General features: G+C 44.0%; 19 protein-coding genes and 1 pseudogene. 13 read left to right on the top strand and 7 right to left on the bottom strand.

Annotated elements, in window-relative coordinates; all coding sequences use genetic code 11:
- Positions 1 to 874: 874 nt before the first annotated feature.
- The 8 genes from AC0YOA_RS23440 to AC0YOA_RS23405 all read left to right on the top strand — a co-directional run bounded on the left by AC0YOA_RS23440 (position 875) and on the right by AC0YOA_RS23405 (position 7,322).
- The gene (locus AC0YOA_RS23440) at positions 875 to 1,102 is read left to right on the top strand and encodes a helix-hairpin-helix domain-containing protein (RefSeq protein WP_475788684.1); all 228 of its coding nucleotides are present in this window, start codon (positions 875 to 877) and stop codon (positions 1,100 to 1,102) included.
- A 536-nt stretch (positions 1,103 to 1,638) separates the two neighbouring features.
- Entirely contained in the window at positions 1,639 to 2,016 is a 378-nt protein-coding gene (locus tag AC0YOA_RS23435; protein ID WP_475788683.1) for a BlaI/MecI/CopY family transcriptional regulator, read from the top strand.
- A complete protein-coding gene (locus tag AC0YOA_RS23430) occupies positions 2,013 to 4,283 on the top strand; it encodes a M56 family metallopeptidase (protein WP_475788682.1) in 2,271 nt (756 codons plus the stop codon). Before AC0YOA_RS23435 ends, AC0YOA_RS23430 begins: the two co-directional genes overlap by 4 nt.
- A gap of 485 nt (positions 4,284 to 4,768) precedes the next feature.
- Positions 4,769 to 5,077: a PadR family transcriptional regulator gene (locus AC0YOA_RS23425; RefSeq protein ID WP_379114507.1), complete on the top strand. Its 309-nt coding sequence runs from the start codon at positions 4,769 to 4,771 to the stop codon at positions 5,075 to 5,077.
- On the top strand, positions 5,074 to 5,421 hold the full coding sequence (locus tag AC0YOA_RS23420; protein WP_475788681.1) for a DUF1048 domain-containing protein: 348 nt from the start codon (positions 5,074 to 5,076) through the stop codon (positions 5,419 to 5,421). Before AC0YOA_RS23425 ends, AC0YOA_RS23420 begins: the two co-directional genes overlap by 4 nt.
- 12 nt (positions 5,422 to 5,433) lie before the next feature.
- Positions 5,434 to 5,784: a DUF1048 domain-containing protein gene (locus tag AC0YOA_RS23415; RefSeq protein ID WP_475788707.1), complete on the top strand. Its 351-nt coding sequence runs from the start codon at positions 5,434 to 5,436 to the stop codon at positions 5,782 to 5,784.
- 15 nt (positions 5,785 to 5,799) lie between these two features.
- The gene (locus AC0YOA_RS23410; RefSeq protein ID WP_475788680.1) at positions 5,800 to 6,558 is read left to right on the top strand and encodes an ABC transporter ATP-binding protein; all 759 of its coding nucleotides are present in this window, start codon (positions 5,800 to 5,802) and stop codon (positions 6,556 to 6,558) included.
- 2 nt (positions 6,559 to 6,560) lie between these two features.
- Positions 6,561 to 7,322, top strand: a complete 762-nt coding sequence (locus AC0YOA_RS23405) for an ABC transporter permease (RefSeq protein WP_475788679.1) — start codon at positions 6,561 to 6,563, stop codon at positions 7,320 to 7,322.
- Between the two features lie 21 nt (positions 7,323 to 7,343).
- Here AC0YOA_RS23405 and AC0YOA_RS23400 read toward each other — a convergent pair.
- Positions 7,344 to 7,751, bottom strand: a pseudogene (locus AC0YOA_RS23400) (class I SAM-dependent methyltransferase); the annotation flags it as partial.
- A 187-nt stretch (positions 7,752 to 7,938) separates the two neighbouring features.
- Here AC0YOA_RS23400 and AC0YOA_RS23395 point away from each other — a divergent pair.
- The 5 genes from AC0YOA_RS23395 to AC0YOA_RS23375 all read left to right on the top strand — a co-directional run bounded on the left by AC0YOA_RS23395 (position 7,939) and on the right by AC0YOA_RS23375 (position 11,177).
- Positions 7,939 to 8,289 (top strand): YciI family protein, encoded by a 351-nt coding sequence (locus tag AC0YOA_RS23395; RefSeq protein ID WP_475788678.1) that lies wholly within the window; start codon positions 7,939 to 7,941, stop codon positions 8,287 to 8,289.
- 5 nt (positions 8,290 to 8,294) lie between these two features.
- The gene (locus AC0YOA_RS23390; protein WP_475788677.1) at positions 8,295 to 9,518 is read left to right on the top strand and encodes an RNA polymerase sigma factor; all 1,224 of its coding nucleotides are present in this window, start codon (positions 8,295 to 8,297) and stop codon (positions 9,516 to 9,518) included.
- A 129-nt stretch (positions 9,519 to 9,647) separates the two neighbouring features.
- Positions 9,648 to 10,085: an NUDIX hydrolase gene (locus tag AC0YOA_RS23385; RefSeq protein ID WP_475788676.1), complete on the top strand. Its 438-nt coding sequence runs from the start codon at positions 9,648 to 9,650 to the stop codon at positions 10,083 to 10,085.
- A gap of 17 nt (positions 10,086 to 10,102) precedes the next feature.
- Positions 10,103 to 10,510 carry a helix-turn-helix domain-containing protein gene (locus AC0YOA_RS23380; RefSeq protein ID WP_475788675.1) on the top strand — a complete coding sequence of 136 codons (408 nt, stop codon included), beginning with the start codon at positions 10,103 to 10,105 and terminating at the stop codon, positions 10,508 to 10,510.
- A gap of 151 nt (positions 10,511 to 10,661) precedes the next feature.
- Positions 10,662 to 11,177, top strand: a complete 516-nt coding sequence (locus tag AC0YOA_RS23375) for a DinB family protein (RefSeq protein WP_475788674.1) — start codon at positions 10,662 to 10,664, stop codon at positions 11,175 to 11,177.
- A 161-nt stretch (positions 11,178 to 11,338) separates the two neighbouring features.
- Here the strand turns inward: AC0YOA_RS23375 and AC0YOA_RS23370 are convergent, their stop codons facing one another.
- From AC0YOA_RS23370 to AC0YOA_RS23345, 6 genes are all read right to left on the bottom strand, one after another.
- Complete coding sequence (locus AC0YOA_RS23370) at positions 11,339 to 12,400, bottom strand: sensor histidine kinase (RefSeq protein ID WP_475788673.1); 1,062 nt, start codon at positions 12,398 to 12,400, stop codon at positions 11,339 to 11,341.
- Positions 12,397 to 13,098: a response regulator transcription factor gene (locus AC0YOA_RS23365; RefSeq protein ID WP_475788672.1), complete on the bottom strand. Its 702-nt coding sequence runs from the start codon at positions 13,096 to 13,098 to the stop codon at positions 12,397 to 12,399. The genes AC0YOA_RS23370 and AC0YOA_RS23365 overlap by 4 nt, the downstream gene beginning before the upstream one ends.
- A gap of 25 nt (positions 13,099 to 13,123) precedes the next feature.
- Positions 13,124 to 13,894: an ABC transporter permease gene (locus AC0YOA_RS23360; protein ID WP_475788671.1), complete on the bottom strand. Its 771-nt coding sequence runs from the start codon at positions 13,892 to 13,894 to the stop codon at positions 13,124 to 13,126.
- A 30-nt stretch (positions 13,895 to 13,924) separates the two neighbouring features.
- Entirely contained in the window at positions 13,925 to 14,698 is a 774-nt protein-coding gene (locus AC0YOA_RS23355) for an ABC transporter permease (RefSeq protein WP_475788670.1), read from the bottom strand.
- A gap of 10 nt (positions 14,699 to 14,708) precedes the next feature.
- Positions 14,709 to 15,434 carry an ABC transporter ATP-binding protein gene (locus tag AC0YOA_RS23350; RefSeq protein ID WP_475788669.1) on the bottom strand — a complete coding sequence of 242 codons (726 nt, stop codon included), beginning with the start codon at positions 15,432 to 15,434 and terminating at the stop codon, positions 14,709 to 14,711.
- Positions 15,435 to 15,769: 335 nt separating this feature from the next.
- The gene (locus AC0YOA_RS23345) at positions 15,770 to 16,282 is read right to left on the bottom strand and encodes a CBO0543 family protein (RefSeq protein WP_475788668.1); all 513 of its coding nucleotides are present in this window, start codon (positions 16,280 to 16,282) and stop codon (positions 15,770 to 15,772) included.
- Positions 16,283 to 16,872 lie beyond the last annotated feature (590 nt).

Raw genomic sequence — 16,872 nt, 5'->3', positions numbered from 1 at the left:
ATCCGGGGCAGGCAATTGCAGTCCAACGCGATTATGTCATAGCTTTCTTCGACCGACACTTGCGATACATGTCCGGCGATTTACTCCAAGGTCCTTCACCGGAGCACCCGGAAATTGAATTCATCCGTTAATTAATCTAACAAGCCAATGTGGACAACCGTTTCTGAGGTACGGAAACTTCCAAACCGGAGACAATAACTAGCTGCAGTGAACCAGTCCTTTAAGGGGGCTGGTTTTTTCGATACAAAGATATAAGGCATGTGTTGAAACTGTCGTTACGAACCGGCAGGATACCCTAATTACTACGCATAATTACTTTATATCGTAAAAACCATAACGAAGGAAGGAGGCTAATCCCTCCAGATTGTGCTCAAAAGTATAGTTTGTCGATTTTAAAAACACACGCCACGACCCTTCAGTTTGCTTACGCAATAGTTACCAACAGCAAATTTAAGAGTGGCATTGGTCACTGCATTCACACGTACAACTCAGAGCAGAATGCTGTACTAAAACCATTCGAAGGCGACCCTTTCGAAGTACCACTATTCGATTCAATTAATGATATAGCAGACTTTTACTGGGAACGTATCAATGCTGAAAACAAAATCGCATTGTTGGTAAAGTTTATCCATGTTTCAAATCAAGCTATTCAATTCCAAATTCGAAATACGATAGCGGAGGAGCTTGCTTCGGGGCAGCGCTTCTTTTAATTTAATGATGTAATAGGCAACATAGTTAAAAAACCTTCCCCAACGCGTTATTTCAAAAAGGAGCAGTCGATAAGAACTCATGACATATATTACCTGCTATGATAGAGAGAAACTTGCAATCATCAATTCAAGATCGAAATTCACTACTTAAGGAGAAGGGAGAAATGGCGTTGACAAATATCAATGAACCAAAACCTGAAAACGACCTTCCGACCGGGATAGGCAAACCAGCACAACGAGCACTCGCCGGAGCTGGATACTTTCGGCTTGAACAGTTCACGATGATCAGCGAAGCCGAGGTTCTGAAGCTGCATGGTATGGGACCAAAAGCGTTAGATATTATCCGTCAAGAACTCGCCGCTAAGGGACTTTCGTTCGCTGACAAATCTTAATTTACGGGAATTATGCACATTCATTTTTCCGCTAAGGATACGATAGTGGAGGAGCTTGCTTTCTGGCAGATAGAAGGATGATCAGCAGCTGGTTACATCGATCAGCTGCTTTTTCATAGAAGTAACGGGTTAGTTAAAGATCATTTGCAGGGAACCGAGGGCGAAATTTTTGGCGGATAAATGGCGAGGAAACAGGATGTCGGCGACAAGAACTTCCTTACAATTACGCCGACAAGAATTTATATACATTCCTCCATCTCATGCTATCAACGAATACAATGACAAAAAACCTACTTTTACCGCCATTGTTCCTCATTTGCTCTTCCGTTAGATTATCGCTGTCCAAGAGACAACTCATGCCGGCTGTCCTTTATTGGGAATATGCAAGGTAATGTACCCGAAATAGAATCTGTCTTTTGCTACAATTTCGGGTTATCCATATCTCTCCGGTTGACAATATTCTTTTATATGTGTAAATTTTAAATAGCGTTTACAGGTGTAAACGATAAGTTTGGGATTGAAAAGAGGTTAAGACTATGAATAATCCCCCTCACATTACCGATGCCGAACTTGAAGTCATGAAGCTTCTTTGGCAGAAAGAGCCTTTATCCGCTAATGAGATCATTCTCAAGCTGACGGAACAGATGCAATGGTCGGATCAGACAATCAAAACCTTTCTGAACCGCTTGCACAAGAAGAATGCGATCCGTTTCGAAAAGTCCGGCAGGAATTATCTCTATTATCCGTTGGTTTCACATGAAGATTACTTAAAAACCGAGAACCGATCCTTTCTGGACAGAGTTTATAACGGTGCCGTAAGCATGCTTTTTGCGAAATTTCTTGAGGAAGAGACTCTTTCGGAGAAAGATATCGAAGAGCTCCAACAGCTGCTGGAAGAGAAGAAAAAATCATGATCATCATGAAAACGATATTCTCCGTTATCTTGCACGCATCGTTGGCATCGTCGGTAATCGTCTTGCTGCTGCTCGGCATTCGGAAGCTGTTCCTTGTGCGGCTGAAACCCAGATTCATTTACGTCTTATGGTTCCTTGTATTAATTAAGCTTCTTATTCCTGTCGGTCCGTCGAGTTCCATCAGTTTGTTTAATCTGGTGCCGCAAGCGACAGCCGACAAATGGACAACCGTTCAAAGCCATCCGGCCGATCATTCCGAATCCGTAAATCAGAGCGGGGATAACGGGTCTTCCTCTCCTGCTGTTTTGGCACCCGGTAACGAAACGAAGGCAACTTTGCCGCAACGAACAGAAGAAAACCTGCCTTTCAATTTATCGGCAAAGCAGCCTGAAGAACCTGTTTCAGCAGGAGCAACTTTTCTTCCTCCTACCGTTGAGAAAAAACAGTTGTGGTCCAATATACTTAAAATCGGTTTATGGATATGGCTTGGAGGTTTGGCCGTACTCGGGATGTATTATTTGATTGTGACGCTCAGATTCAGAAAACAACTCAAGCACTCCCGTCCGATCGACGACGAAGAGGTACTTTCCGTTCTTAAAGCGTGCAGTAAACAACTCGGAATCAAACAAATCATTCCGGTGTATGAGATAAGCGGTTTTTACAGCCCTTGCATCTACGGAGTGAGAAAGCCGAGAATTTATTTGCCGGAGGATTTTGCTGTAATCGCCGATTCCCGGCAGCTGGCGCATGTTCTTTTACACGAACTAGCCCATTATAAACGTAAGGATTTAGGGTTCAATTCCTTGTGGACGTTAGCGGTATGGCTGCATTGGTTTAATCCTTTCGTGTGGCTGGCCCGGCGCAAAATGGCCTCCGATCGGGAAATGGCCTGCGATGCGGCTGTGCTTGAGCTGCTGGGCGAGCGGGGATCTTCTTCCTACGGCATGACACTTCTTATGCTGTCGCGTTTATTTTCCCGAAGCTCTTCGCCGCGGGTTCATCTTTCCTATTATTTCAACAACAAGAATGAAACGAAACGGAGAGTTACCATGATCACAAAGTTCAAACAAGGTTCATACAAGCTGTCTGCCATGGCTGTTGTGTTGATCCTCCTCTTGGGCGCAGTTTTGCTCACCAATGCTAAAGTCGAATCAAACGCCTCCTCCCTGGCGGAGAGTCCGGAGGAAGAGAATCCGGTTGCCCAATTTGAGGTCGACAGACTGATTCCCTCGTACAAATGGTTTAATAACCTGAACCGGGCAATCAATTTTTCAAAGTTTGAATTTAAAGTACCTGATTATATGCCTGAACGGTATCAATTGGAAAATATAAATTTGGGCGAGAGTTTCGCGAAAGCGCATAAAGCGGACTTGATTAATTCAGTTTCCATCACTTTCGTATCCAACTTTGGCCAGAAAGACGAACACTATTTCGAGATGGTTGCTGCCAAAGGAAACGGCACGCTGCTGGAGCATAATTTTTTGTGGGGTGCCCCGTATCCCCAAGCGCTGGACCGCGCGCCTTCCGACAAGCAAGAAGACATGACAATCGGCAATATCAATGGTGTTATGTACACGACTACCAAGATCTGGTCCAAGCAAAAACCTGAAACGGCCAAAAGCTTTGTATGGCAGGATAACGGTGTCATGTATACGATTAATTTCTTTAGCAATGATCTTTCCCAGGATGAACTGGCGAAAGTCGTGCAATCCTTTGTTTCGCCAGGCCAGGTTCAACATGTCGACTATAAAGGTGAGGGCAATTCATTCGCTTTATATGACGAGACGGACCTGCAAGAAGCGAAGCGTATTCTTGGCTTTCCAGTGAAGATTCCGGTTGATGTCTCAGACTATGGTCTTAAACTTTCCGATTCATCTCTGATGCGGGCTGACGATCAGAACACCAAGTTCTATTTTAGACCGGACACGGATGTTTTGTGGAATTCATATCGAGTTCCTTTCAATTCTCCCATGTATGAACTAAATGACAGTATTGAGTTTTATCAAAGCAAGGCACCTGTTGTGGACGTGAAAAGGCTGTCGTTCCTGCGCAAGTTGGAGATGAACGGGATCGGAATTACCGCCTATGCGGATAACGATAATATCTATACGGAGCCTGTCCATTCCGATAGCAATCAATTGAAGTTCAAAACTCAAACGTTTTACGTGTGGCAGCAAAACGGTGTTTATTATACGGCTCATTTCTATGGGGTGGACAAACATCAGGAAGAAAACCTTAACGCCTTAGTACTCGCTCCCGTTGAATGACCATGAAAATAACAAAGCCACGATTTACGCTTGAAGATTCCGACCAATGAAGAGTTTTCATATAACCGCTCTATAAATTGGGAAGGAAATAAAAAAGGAGTCACAAACAGTGAATGACACTCAATAGGGTGCCATTCAAAATTCGCCGTTAGAATGATACGGGGACCGTATCACAAGTAACTGCGAATTTTTTTTGCCGTGGAAGTCGGTCTGGCTGATCGTCGTTGCGCTCCCGATTTGGGCATCCGCTCAGATGGAAGACGTCCGTCTTCCTGCCGGGGACGGCCTTGATGTAAACCACAAGCGCGTTCGATCAAGGGACATGGGTGGCTAACTGGCAGGATAATGAAAATGTAAAATCCGTGTCAGAGCAAATGCTATTGACAAATAAACTACTACGTGTTACTTTATAGCAGTAGTAAGTAACACTTCATACCAGTGATACAGAATAGCAAGGGGTGATTGTGCTGGAAAATCTAACGGAAATGCTCAAAGGGGCGCTTGAGGGCTGTGTCCTTGAAATTATAAGCCGCAAAGAAACCTACGGCTACGAAATCACGCGGCGGCTGAACGCCCTCGGCTTTACAGATGTTGTGGAGGGAACGGTGTACACCATCCTGATCCGGCTTGAAAAAAACAAGCTGGTGGAGATCACCAAAAAGCCCTCCGACATGGGACCGCCGCGAAAGTTCTTCGCGATCAACGATGCAGGGCGTGAGGAGCTGCGGAGGTTCTGGGAAAAATGGGAGTTCGTATCATCAAAAATTAACGAGTTAAAGGAGAAAAAATCATGAATTTTTGGGAAAAGATCACTGGCAGCGACATGACTAAAGAATTGAAATCTTTTGAATCGCGAGTCAAAAAGCTGCCGGATGATTATCAAGCGGCATGGGGAAAAGTTTTTGCCAATCTTTGGCCATACTCAGACTTCACCGGTCGCAACCTCATGCCAATTCTTGACGGTGTGCTTGGTCTGCTCGAAGAAACGGCGGCGGACGGTCAGAGTGTCCAAGAGGTTTTGGGTGAGGATATCAAAGGCTTCTGTTCAGCGCTGGCCGGCGAAGAAGGGGCAAAGTCTTTTCGCGACAAGTGGCGCGAGCAACTCAACAATAATATCGCTAAAAAATTAGGTAAATAGGAGGGTAAAATGATGAGAATACAAGATATCATCGAAGGCAAAAAAGAGTGGCGAGCGCACATGGCGCGTGTCAAGGCGCTCCCGCAAGATTATCAAATTGTTTATAAAGAGATTCAAAAATATCTTTTTAAGGTCGGCCCTGTTGAGCTGACCGACGGTACTGGTTTGCTCTCGGGGATTATCGATCTTTTTGAAGAGGGCGCGGCCTTGGGGAATGGCGTGCTCGAGGTGACGGGCAGTGACGTAGCGGCTTTCTGCGACGATTTAATCAAAGATTCAAAAACTTACGCTGACATCTATCAAGCATCTGTTGACCAAGAAGGTAACAAGGCCATGAAAAAGGTTACGGATAAAAAAAAGTAAAAGGGGGATATCGGGATGGAAAAAGCAATTGATGTGAAAGGTCTGCGAAAGTCTTTCAAGGACACAGAAGTCCTAAAGGGCGTGGATTTTGAAGTGAAGCGAGGTGAGATTTTCGCCCTGCTTGGCTCCAACGGCGCGGGCAAGACGACGATTGTCAGAATCCTCACCACGCTGCTCAAACAGGACGGAGGCACCGCCACCGTAAACGGATTTGACGTCGCGTCAAAACCCGACCATGTGCGGCATGCGATAAGTCTGACCGGGCAATTTGCCGCCGTGGACGAGATATTGACCGGGCGGGAGAACCTTATTTTGATCGCCAAACTGCGGCACCTTAAAAGTCCGCGTCATGTCGCGGATGATTTACTGAATCGCTTCGGTTTGAACGACGCCGCCGACCGCAAGGTGTCCACCTATTCGGGTGGTATGCGCCGCAGGATTGACATTGCCATGAGCCTGATCGGAAAACCGCAGCTCATTTTCCTCGACGAGCCGACCACCGGGCTTGACCCCGAGGCACGCATTGAGGCTTGGAAGATTGTCAAGGAGCTTGCCAACGGTGGCACAACGGTATTCCTGACCACTCAGTATTTGGATGAGGCTGAACAGCTTGCCGATAGAATTTCCATTTTGCATGAGGGTAGGATTATTGCCAATGGAACGCTTGAGGAACTGAAAAAGCTGTTCCCGCCCGCAAAAGTGGAGTATGTGGAAAAACAACCTTCATTGGAGGAGATCTTCCTCGCAATCATCGGTAAAAAGGAGGGTAAGTAACCATGAATAAATACTTTTTCAGCGACATGAGCGTGATGCTCGGGCGTTCCATGCGCCATATTTTCCGCAGCATGGACACCATCATCACGGTCTGCATCACGCCGATCGCGATGATGCTGCTGTTCGTCTATGTGTTTGGAGGCGCCATTCAAACCGGTACGGATAACTATGTGAACTACCTGTTGCCCGGTATCCTGCTGATTGCGATTGCAAGCGGTATATCCTATACGGCTTACCGCCTGTTTATGGATAAGCAACGGGGTATCATTGAGCGGTTCCACTCCATGCCGATTGCGCGTTCCGCTGTGCTGTGGGGGCATGTGCTGACTTCGGTGGTATCCAATGTTATCTCGGTTGTCGTCATCATTCTCGTAGCGCTCATTATGGGCTTTCGCTCGTCGGCAGGGGTCCTGCCGTGGCTCGCCGTAGCCGGTATACTCGTGCTGTTTACGCTGGCTTTGACTTGGGTCGCGGCGATTGCAGGACTGTCCGCGAAATCGGTGGAAGGTGCCAGCGTGTTTTCCTATCCGTTAATCTTCCTGCCGTTTATTAGTTCTGCCTTCGTGCCCACCGACTCGATGCCGAAAGTCGTTCGTGCCTTTGCCGAAAACCAGCCGGTGACCTCTATCGTAGAAACCATCCGTGCACTATTGTCAAGTCAACCGGTAGGCAATGATATCTGGGTCGCTTTAGCGTGGTGCTTAGGGATAATGATCGTCGCATATCTATTTGCGGTGCGCGCATATAAACAGAATGCAGCTTAATGTTTGTATGCATTATAATGTTTATAGTTTTCTTGCTTTGACTACAAAAGTTACAGGAAGCATCTTTGCTTTTTTTGCAAAATCGCTGTTATCGTCCCGCGATTGCATAATTTCATCATCAGATTGCTCAATCATTTGCTCAATTACAAATCCCGCTTTTGCCAACGCATTCACAAAGGTCGATAGTTTACGGTCCGATAATGTTAGCGCACCTTCATCAAGAGATACCGAATACCAAGATTCATCGAAATAACATTTTTTAAAAGCAAGTATATTATTTTCTGCCACAACACATTTGTGTATAGGGTGAGACCAACTGAAAATAAATACACCGTCTTTTTTAAGGTAAGAAGCGATCCTGCAAAAAGTGCCCTCAAGATCGGTGGTACATCCTATGGCATAAATCGAATAAACAAAGTCAAAATAATCCACTGATCAAGTTGCCGGCGGCAGCTATTACCTGGATAGTATGGGTTTTGAGATGGCCTTGAGTTGCTTTACCCGTCGTCAAAAAATAATATTTTTCACATGATGTAGAAATCCATCGATCTGGCTCGTCATTATTGTGAAGACGTCGTGAAACAACCCACTATGAACGTTGAGAGGAGCAATAAACATGAATTACACATTGTTAATGTATGAAACGACAGAGGACTTCGCCAAACGAACCGATCCGGTTCACAAGGAGGCATATGCCGCAAGCTGGGCTCATTATGTCACAGCGTTGCTCGATTCCGGCATTGTTGTAAACGGTGCAGGTCTCCATCCACCGGATACCGCGACCACGCTTAGCCTCAGGGGGGGTGAATTGCTGGTTCAGGATGGCCCGATCACCGAAACCAAGGAGCAAATCGGCGGTTTGATGATCATCGACGTGCCAGATTTGGACACCGCATTGGAATGGGCGGCACGTTGTCCCGGCAGCTCGGTTGAGGTCCGCCCCAACTTGCATCCGATTTCGAAATGAGCGCCATGCAAACTCACCAAATAATCGAACAGACGGCCCGTGAGTCCTACGGCCGTCTGGTTGCATTTCTGGCTGTTCGTTGGCGCGACCTGGCCGCGGCGGAGGATGCGCTTGCAGACGCCTTTCTGGCCGCGCTGGAAAAATGGCCTTCGACCGGAGTGCCGGACAAACCAGAGGCATGGCTGCTCACCGCTGCGCGGCGTCGGCTGATCGACGGCACCCGGCATGCCCGGGTGCAAACCGGTGCGGAGCAAGCTTTGATCACGATGGCAGAAGACGCACAGCAATGGGCTGAAACTGAGACATCTTTCCCGGATGAACGGATCAAGATGCTGTTTATTTGCGCTCATCCCGGAATTGATCCTGCTGTGCGCACGCCGCTTATGCTCCAGTCCGTGCTTGGCCTTGACGCGGTCCGCATTGCTTCGGCTTTTGTCGTTAAACCTGCTACGATGGGGCAGCGCCTTACCCGGGCTAAAGCTAAGCTGAAGAGCGATGGCATTAGATTCGACTTGCCCGGTAAGGATGAATGGCCGGAGCGCCTTGATGCCGTGCTTGAAGCCATCTATGCAGCCTATGGAAGCGGCTGGGATGATATAGCCGGCATAGATCCGCGCCGGAAGGGTCTGGCCGAAGAAGCGATTTTCATGGGAAGGCTGATTGTGCGATTCATGCCGGGGGAACCGGAAGCGCTCGGATTGCTGGCTCTTATGCTGCACTGCGAAGCGCGCCGCCATGTGCGGCGCGAGGAGGCAGGCGGCTATGTGCCAATATCCGATCAGGATCATTCACGTTGGTCGATCGGGATGATCGAGGAAGCGGAGCATTTCCTTCGCACTGCTGCTCAAGGGAAGCGCGTCGGGCGGTTCCAGCTTGAAGCGGCGATTCAATCCGTACATTCTCAGCGTGCCTGGACTAACCGTACGGAATGGGAAGAGATTGCTCTTCTGTACGAGGGGCTGGTGGGCATCGCTCCGACGATCGGCGCAATTGTCGGCCGCGCGGCAGCTGTTGCCGAAGCGCGCGACGCCGATTCCGGGATGGCGCTGTTGGATGAAATACCGGCAGAAGCGGTTATGAGCTATCAGCCTTATTGGGCGCTGCGCGCCCATTTGTTCAAAAAGATGAAGAGATTCGAGGAGGCTCGCGCTGCATACAGCCGGGCCATCGGACTGTGCATGGACCCATCCATTCGAGCGTTTCTGGAGAAGCAATCCGTCGAATGTTAATTGTTTCGTTTAAATGTCAGGCAGACTTCTCGCTTGCCGCTTCTTCAATATGGCAGGACAACGGAGGATAATAAAGTCATTAGACGAATATTTATATGTAAATTAATACGTCAAAGGGGTCAGGATTATATGAAAAGAGTAGATGTTGCATATGTACTTCTCTACGATGAGATTGGCGAGAATATATTGATGGTAAAAAATAAAGGAGATAAAGCTTCATACTACACACTCCCTGGAGGAGCGGTGGAACAGGGCGAAACATTACAACAGGCTGCTATTCGGGAGGTTAAAGAAGAAACAGGATTAGACGTTGAATTAGATGGTATCTTAACAGTGAGTGAAGCGTTTTTTGAGGAAAGTGGACATCACGTTATTTTCTTTACTTTTAGAGGAAGGATAGTGGATGGGGAAATAAAAATTTTATTTCCAGAGGAGATTGAGGAAGTTACTTGGCTGAAACCCCAAATAGCAGAAACGCACATGCATATACCTAGTGAATTAAAGGGGGAGATTAAAGAATGGTCAGCCCCCTATATCTTTAGGGGAACTGTTGTTCATAAATCTTAATATTTGTTTCTCGCTTCTTGGAGCAGTTTGCCAGCCGCAGCTGCTCCTTTTTCGTCGAACTGCTGCGGGTTCCATCAGACGGGGCGACGGAAGCGCCGCATTTGGGGATGCTGGAAGAACTACGCCAATGGATCGAGCAGCATTACGGCAGTGACTGCTCAAACGCCGCACTGGCGGCGCGTGCCAATTGGAACGAAGATTATCTGGCGAAGCTGTTCAAAGCAGCATTTGGACTTACGCCGAATAAATACGTGCAGTCGATCCGTCTAAGGAAGGCTAAACGGCTGCTGCGGGAATCCGCTCTTTCCGTCGAGGAAATCGCCGGTTTGACGGGCTATGCCGATCTTCATTACTTCAGCCGACTGTTGCGCCAAAGAGAAGGGCTGTCGCCCAGGGAATACCGCAGAATGGCATCCGTCTATTAATCGCAGCGAGTCCCCTAGTCTTTACTGAAGCTATATTGTTTGTTTCTTGCTATCATATATGAAGATGAAAGCTGCGCGGTGTTCGATTATGGCAATACAAGCATCAATCTGGAGATTGCGCAGCTGCTGAAATGACGGGGAGAGGATCTGGATGTTGAACGATTCTATGGTTATTATCGAGCAGTACATGCGGAATCTGGACAGATATTCGATAGAGCAGTTGCGATTTAAATGCAATGAAGACGTATGGTCGGTCGGGCAAATGTATATCCACGTGATCGATGTGGCAAAAGAGTACATCGGGCATATTGAAACATGCACCAAGGCAACACACGAAGAGCCTGAAGGCAAGACGGAAGACGGGAGGAAGGCGCTTGCCGAAAAAGAGTGGCCCAATATTCCTGTGAAACTTGAGGAATCGCCCAACGCGACAAGCAACCCCGAGAGCAAGGATGAAATCATAGCTGGCCTGGAACAGGTGTTAGAGAAGTTGGCCTACTGGGCGGGTTGCGTAGATAAGGCGAATCCGGCTTGCAAGGTGCGCCATGGCTGGTTTGGCTGGCTTAACGCGCGTGATTGGTTTGAGATGGTTGGTATGCATAGCAGGCACCATTTGCGCCAGAAGGCGAAACTAGATGAGAAACTGGCGGAGGCAGGCATAAGATAGCTCGATTTTCTAGGCGCAGCTTTAACGGTTATAAAAAAGCTGCGTCTTGTCCAATCAGGGATTGAATCAGGATGCTTCTGAAGTGGCCAGTGTAACGGTGAATCCAAGGTGCTCTAACTTTGAAGACCGTGTGTGTACGAAACGTCTTCAACTCCTTTCCTTCAGGTGTAACGGTGCAGGGCAAGTGGAATTGTAAAACAAAACGTTGTTCTAACATCGGGCATACTTTCAGCCCATATCGTACCGCCTTGATTTTCGACTACTTTTTTACAAATGGCGAGACCAAGCCCTGCGCCGCCATAATTTCTTGAGCGAGATTTTTCAGAACGGTAAAAATGTTCAAATACATGTGACAAATCCTCTTGTGATATCCCTGCACCATTATCTGTTACGGAAATCTTTAAGTAATCACCATCAACATTTGCCTCAATGGTTATCGTTCCATTTTTATCTACATACCTTTTTGCATTGCTGATTAAGTTATCAAGAACCTGTGCAATACCATTTTCATTGGCAAAAAGTTGTACCGAAGGAAATGGCTTTATAACGTTTAGATATACAGACTGATCAGCAAATTCAATTTCAATGGGATTTATTACTTTTTCAAGCAACGCTTTGGAATCGCGGACACAGAACTCCTCTTTTTGGTCATTTATGTCCAGTTGAGAATATTGGAAAAGGCTTTCTATCAAATTATCAAGGCTTTCTGTTTTGTTCTTTATGACAGTGATATACCTGTTGAATTTCTCCTTGTCATGTATGATACCATCCTGTAAACCTTCCACATAACCTTTAATGGAGGACATGGGAGTACGCAAGTCATGTGAAATACTGGCAATCAGTTCTTTGCGAGAATATTCAAGAACTGCCTGTTTTTCCAGTGACATTTTTAATTGTTTTCTCATCAAATCAAAAGCAACACATAAATCGCCCATTTCATCTTTTTTTTTATAATTAAATACAAACTCAAAATTTCCATCCATTATTTTTTTTGTCGCTAAATTTAATTCTTGCAGCGGTTTTAAAATGCTTGAAGATATAATCCAGCCTAAAATAAGAGCGCAAATGCAAAATGGAATTAATAGAGCCAATATGATTTGGACAACAGTCAAAACGGCAGGAGTGTTTTGCGTATTAAATCCAGTAACCAATACTGCAGACATAGGGAGAATCAACAAGGAGAAGAAGGATATAATCAGCTTTTTCCAAATTCCAATTCTCATTTTCCGCTGCCTCCAAATTTATAGCCAACCCCCCAAACGGTTTTAATAAATTGAGGCGATGAAATATCAACTTCTATTTTTTCCCTGATTTTCTTAATATGGATTGTTACCGTGTTTAAATCTCCATACTCGTTGATGCCCCAAACATTTTCATAGATTTGCTGGCGGGTTAAAACTTGGTTAGCATGTAACGCCAAGAACCGTAAGACTTCAAATTCTTTCGTTGTAAAATCCACATATTTATCGTTCAATTCTACAGAATAGGCTTTCAAGTTGATTTTTAAATTTTGAAATGACATGACATCGCTCTTGTCGGCAGGTACAGAAAGTTGATTATATCTTCTTAATTGAGCTTTTACCCTTGCTACAACCTCTCCCGGACTGAAAGGCTTAACCACATAATCATCGGCACCCAAACCCAAACCTAAAATTTTGTCAACCTCTGTTTTCTTTGCACTAAGCATGATAATAGGGATGGATGATTCAGCCCGTATGGTTCTGCATACTTCCATGCCATCTAAACCCGGAAGCATAATATCCAGAACAATAAGTTGTGGCTGGTACTCTCTAAAAAGCTTAATGCACTCTTTTCCATCGGTGCTGATGATTACATCATATTGTTCCTCTTCAAGGTAATCTTTTATAAGTTCGGCGATTTCCAACTCGTCATCTACGACTATAATTTTAGTATTCTGCATAATACTTCCTCCTTATATTTAAATATTATAGCAACACATCCTTTCTTTTCATAAGAATGGCGCTGCCAACGTAAAACAATACGATATATATTGCGATTATTCCGGTCTTAGCAGATATTTGAAGCAACGTAGCGCTATTTATAAACATTTCATGAAAGGTATTCATTAAATAGATGATGGAATATTTGCTTATGTTTCCATACCCCTCAAGTAGAGGCGAGATAAAAAATAATGACAACGCTGAACCAATGGTTATACCTATATTTTCGGTTATCAAAGCGATAAATATGACCACCATGCCAAATCCGGCACTTGGCAGTATGGAAGCAATCGCCGATATTATCGTTATAGCAATACTATTCCTGGCAATCGGAACACCTTGAAACAGAAGATGATTACCCCAGTCAAATGTGATTGCCCCAATCATGTACGAGGTTATTACCGTAAAGCAGACAATAGCCATTATGGATGCCAGCAGTGCCACAGCTTTAGCACCGATAAACTGAATACGATTGACCGGACGTAAAAGCACCAATTTGAAAGTGCCATTTCTATATTCATCCGCAATCATGTCCGCCGCAAGTACAGCGATAAACATAACCATTATAATAGAATTGTTTGCAATCATTTCTAGAGGAAATGATTGGCCGTTGAGCGAAAAGGCAATTTTCCCTTGTGGCATTAATTTATAGTGAAAAATTTCTACTGCTTGAAGTGCTAAAATAACTCCCATGAAAAGGTAGAATTTTTTTAGGCGAAAAACTTTATATATTTCATTCTTTACCAAGCTTAACATTCAGCCACCTCTTAAAATTTTTTTGCAATATTAATACAAGATCTCTTTTGTCTTGAATTTATAGAATGTAAATAAAGAGAATGCTGTCAGATAGATTGCGATAATTCCGGTGCTTTGAAGTGCGAGCTTCCAATCCAAAGTATGGACGAAATTTTCATGGAAGTACGCAATGTGATACGCAAGGGAATAGGGAGCGATTTCTTCAAAGACGTTTAAATTTAGCCCAATAGTCATAACTGCCAGGGAACTGATAACGGTTAAACTCATGCTGCTGGATAATATGGCAATAGAAGTCACAAACAGACCATATGCCATAAAGGGAAAAATTAATAGAGCATTGGCCCCTAATGTGAGCAATACACCTTCTATAGGCGTGTACAAGTGTCCGGCATATTCTGTTCCACTGCCCCATCCCAAAAAATAGATTCCTATTGCATAAGAGGCGATGATAAAGAAAAGCACCATAATAGTTATAAATACAAGCAGCGAAGCAATTTTTGCTCTCAAGAGTTGATTTCTGGTGATAGGTCGCAGCAAAGATAACTTTAATGCCCCTTGCCTATATTCATTCGTAATACTATCACCAATGAATATAGGAATGAAAATAATCATAAATTGAGAAAGTATATTGATTAAGATCAATGGGGCAGATTGCCCATAAGTAAATGTCCAGATTGTCCTTTCTGATCCGGGCTGGTAGTTATGTAAATTCAGAATAAGAACAACTAAAATGATTGCCGCAAAAATATACAGTTTTTTCGTTCTAAAGAGTTTATAAAGCTCATTTATTAATAGCTTCATCATTATGAACACCTCACACTCTGGTAGCTTCAAAATAGAGCTTTTCCAACGAGTTTTCTGTTGAATTGCCGACCAATTCATTTACATTGCCTTCAACAAGAAGATTCCCATCATTGATAATGCCTATACGATTGCAAAGCTGCTGCATTTCATGGAGCAAATGACTGGATATGAAAAAGGTGATGTTCTTTTCAGATGAAAGTTGAACAATCATTTCTTTAATCTCTTTCATACCTTGTGGATCAAGCCCGTTGGTTGGTTCATCAAGGATGATTAGTTGGGGATTATTCAAAAGCGCATTGGCTATCCCCAAACGCTGCTTCATACCCAAAGAATACGTTTTGACCTTATCTTTCGCGCGGCTTTTTATTCTGACGATTTCCAGCACTTCATCAATTCTGCTTTTGTTGAGGCCGGGTACAAGGTTTGCCATCAATGAGAGATTTTCATATCCCGAAAGATAGTCATAAAAAGTTGGTGATTCCACGATAGCGCCAATTTGTGAAATGGCAGGTTTGAAGTCCGTTTTTAAGTTGTACCCATTAATCACCACGTCTCCCGAATCAGGGATAATTAGGCCAGTCATCATGCGTATTGTGGTTGTCTTTCCCTGTCCATTTCGTCCAAGAAAGCCGTACACATCGCCTTTCATAACTTTTAAATTTAGATTGTTAACGATTTTTCTGCCACGAAACGATTTTGTGAGACTTCGTGTTTCCAATAACGTATTTGAAATCATAAGATATTTTCCTTTCTTTTCATATAATCAGTTTGTTGTCTTATTTATTATCCATCTAAAAAATAAAATAAAGCATTTGAAAAAATAAACTCATGATAGGAATTTTATTAAAAATTCATAAACTTTTAAACAAAATAAATAGGGGCTGCCGCGGCAGCTCTTTTTGGCTTTTTCGCGAAATTAGGATTTTTGTACAGATGTCTGCTGGGCATTGAACTAACGGCAATTTAGCGCAGTATTAGCTCCTTATATGGGATAAAGGGAATCTAATTTTGCGAGGAGAAACGTGGAAGTGGAGTCGGAACAATCAAGTATGGTTGAATTGGGAAATATACTTACTTCATTGTAGAGATAGGTACTTTAAAAATAATTAAAAATCCGACAGTTATAATAATTGATAATCCATATGTCAATAAGGGTTTTTTGTAGTGAAGGCGAAGCATTAAGTAGATGGCAACATCAAATAATACTGACCACAAGAAATTCCAACCATTATGGTATGTGAGTGCCCCTAATTGTAAAGCTATCCACTCTAAAAAGGACTCCAAAAATATCCAAAATGTAATCCAAAGAAACTGATTCATCTTTTTTTTTGGATAACGCCCTAAATAAATGAATATTAAGCTTGGATAACCAAAGACGATTAATGTCAAATTCGTTAAGGTGTGATTTGGAAATATTACGGTAGGTTGGTATTCCCACAAAGAGTAGTTATATGTTAGCAAGTTGTAAGTTAAATCAGTTGTAATCATATATAAAAAAGTGGACTGATATTTAGACCAGTTACGCCAATCTCCCCAACGCCAAGCTATAAAAACATGACCAAGTATCGTCAGAAGCATATACATTCGAAATCAACTCACTTATACAATTTTATTGAAGCTGATTTTAATTAAAGGAAAATTGGTCTGGTATTATATTTGATTCTAGAAAATTTGGTTGCAAATAGTATGTGTATTTTTTTCTTTAAGTAACCTCCCTCTATGGAGAAAAGTATGGGTCTGTCAATAATTTTGGGTCAACTCATTTTACAAGCAATCCCCCGAGGGGAAGAGGCTTGCCGTAAAGGAAAATTACAAAGCAAGCTATTGGACTTCCGTCAGAACCGAGCAAACGCCTACATCGTGTATCTCGATCAGAAATCCGGATTTCCGGTGAGGATTCCACCGGCAACCAGCAAACGAACGACGAATCCTAATTGACCAATAAATGAAAAACAGACCGATATGAAATAGATATCGGTCTGTTTTTTACACAGGAATGGAAGAAATCACACGGTTATATTTTATACCACTACATTATTGTTATCAATTAACTCATCTGGATCAATCGCCAATTTTAAATCTCAGAAGCTCTAAGCAAAGTACCCAAGGCAACTTTTGCTTCCAATCGGCCGCCAGGGGGCTGACCGTTGGGTGTCGTGGGTTGAGGGCGGGCG

The organism is Paenibacillus sp. JT22N12, from assembly GCF_056269365.1.
This window is presented reverse-complemented; position numbering and strand designations above follow the sequence as displayed.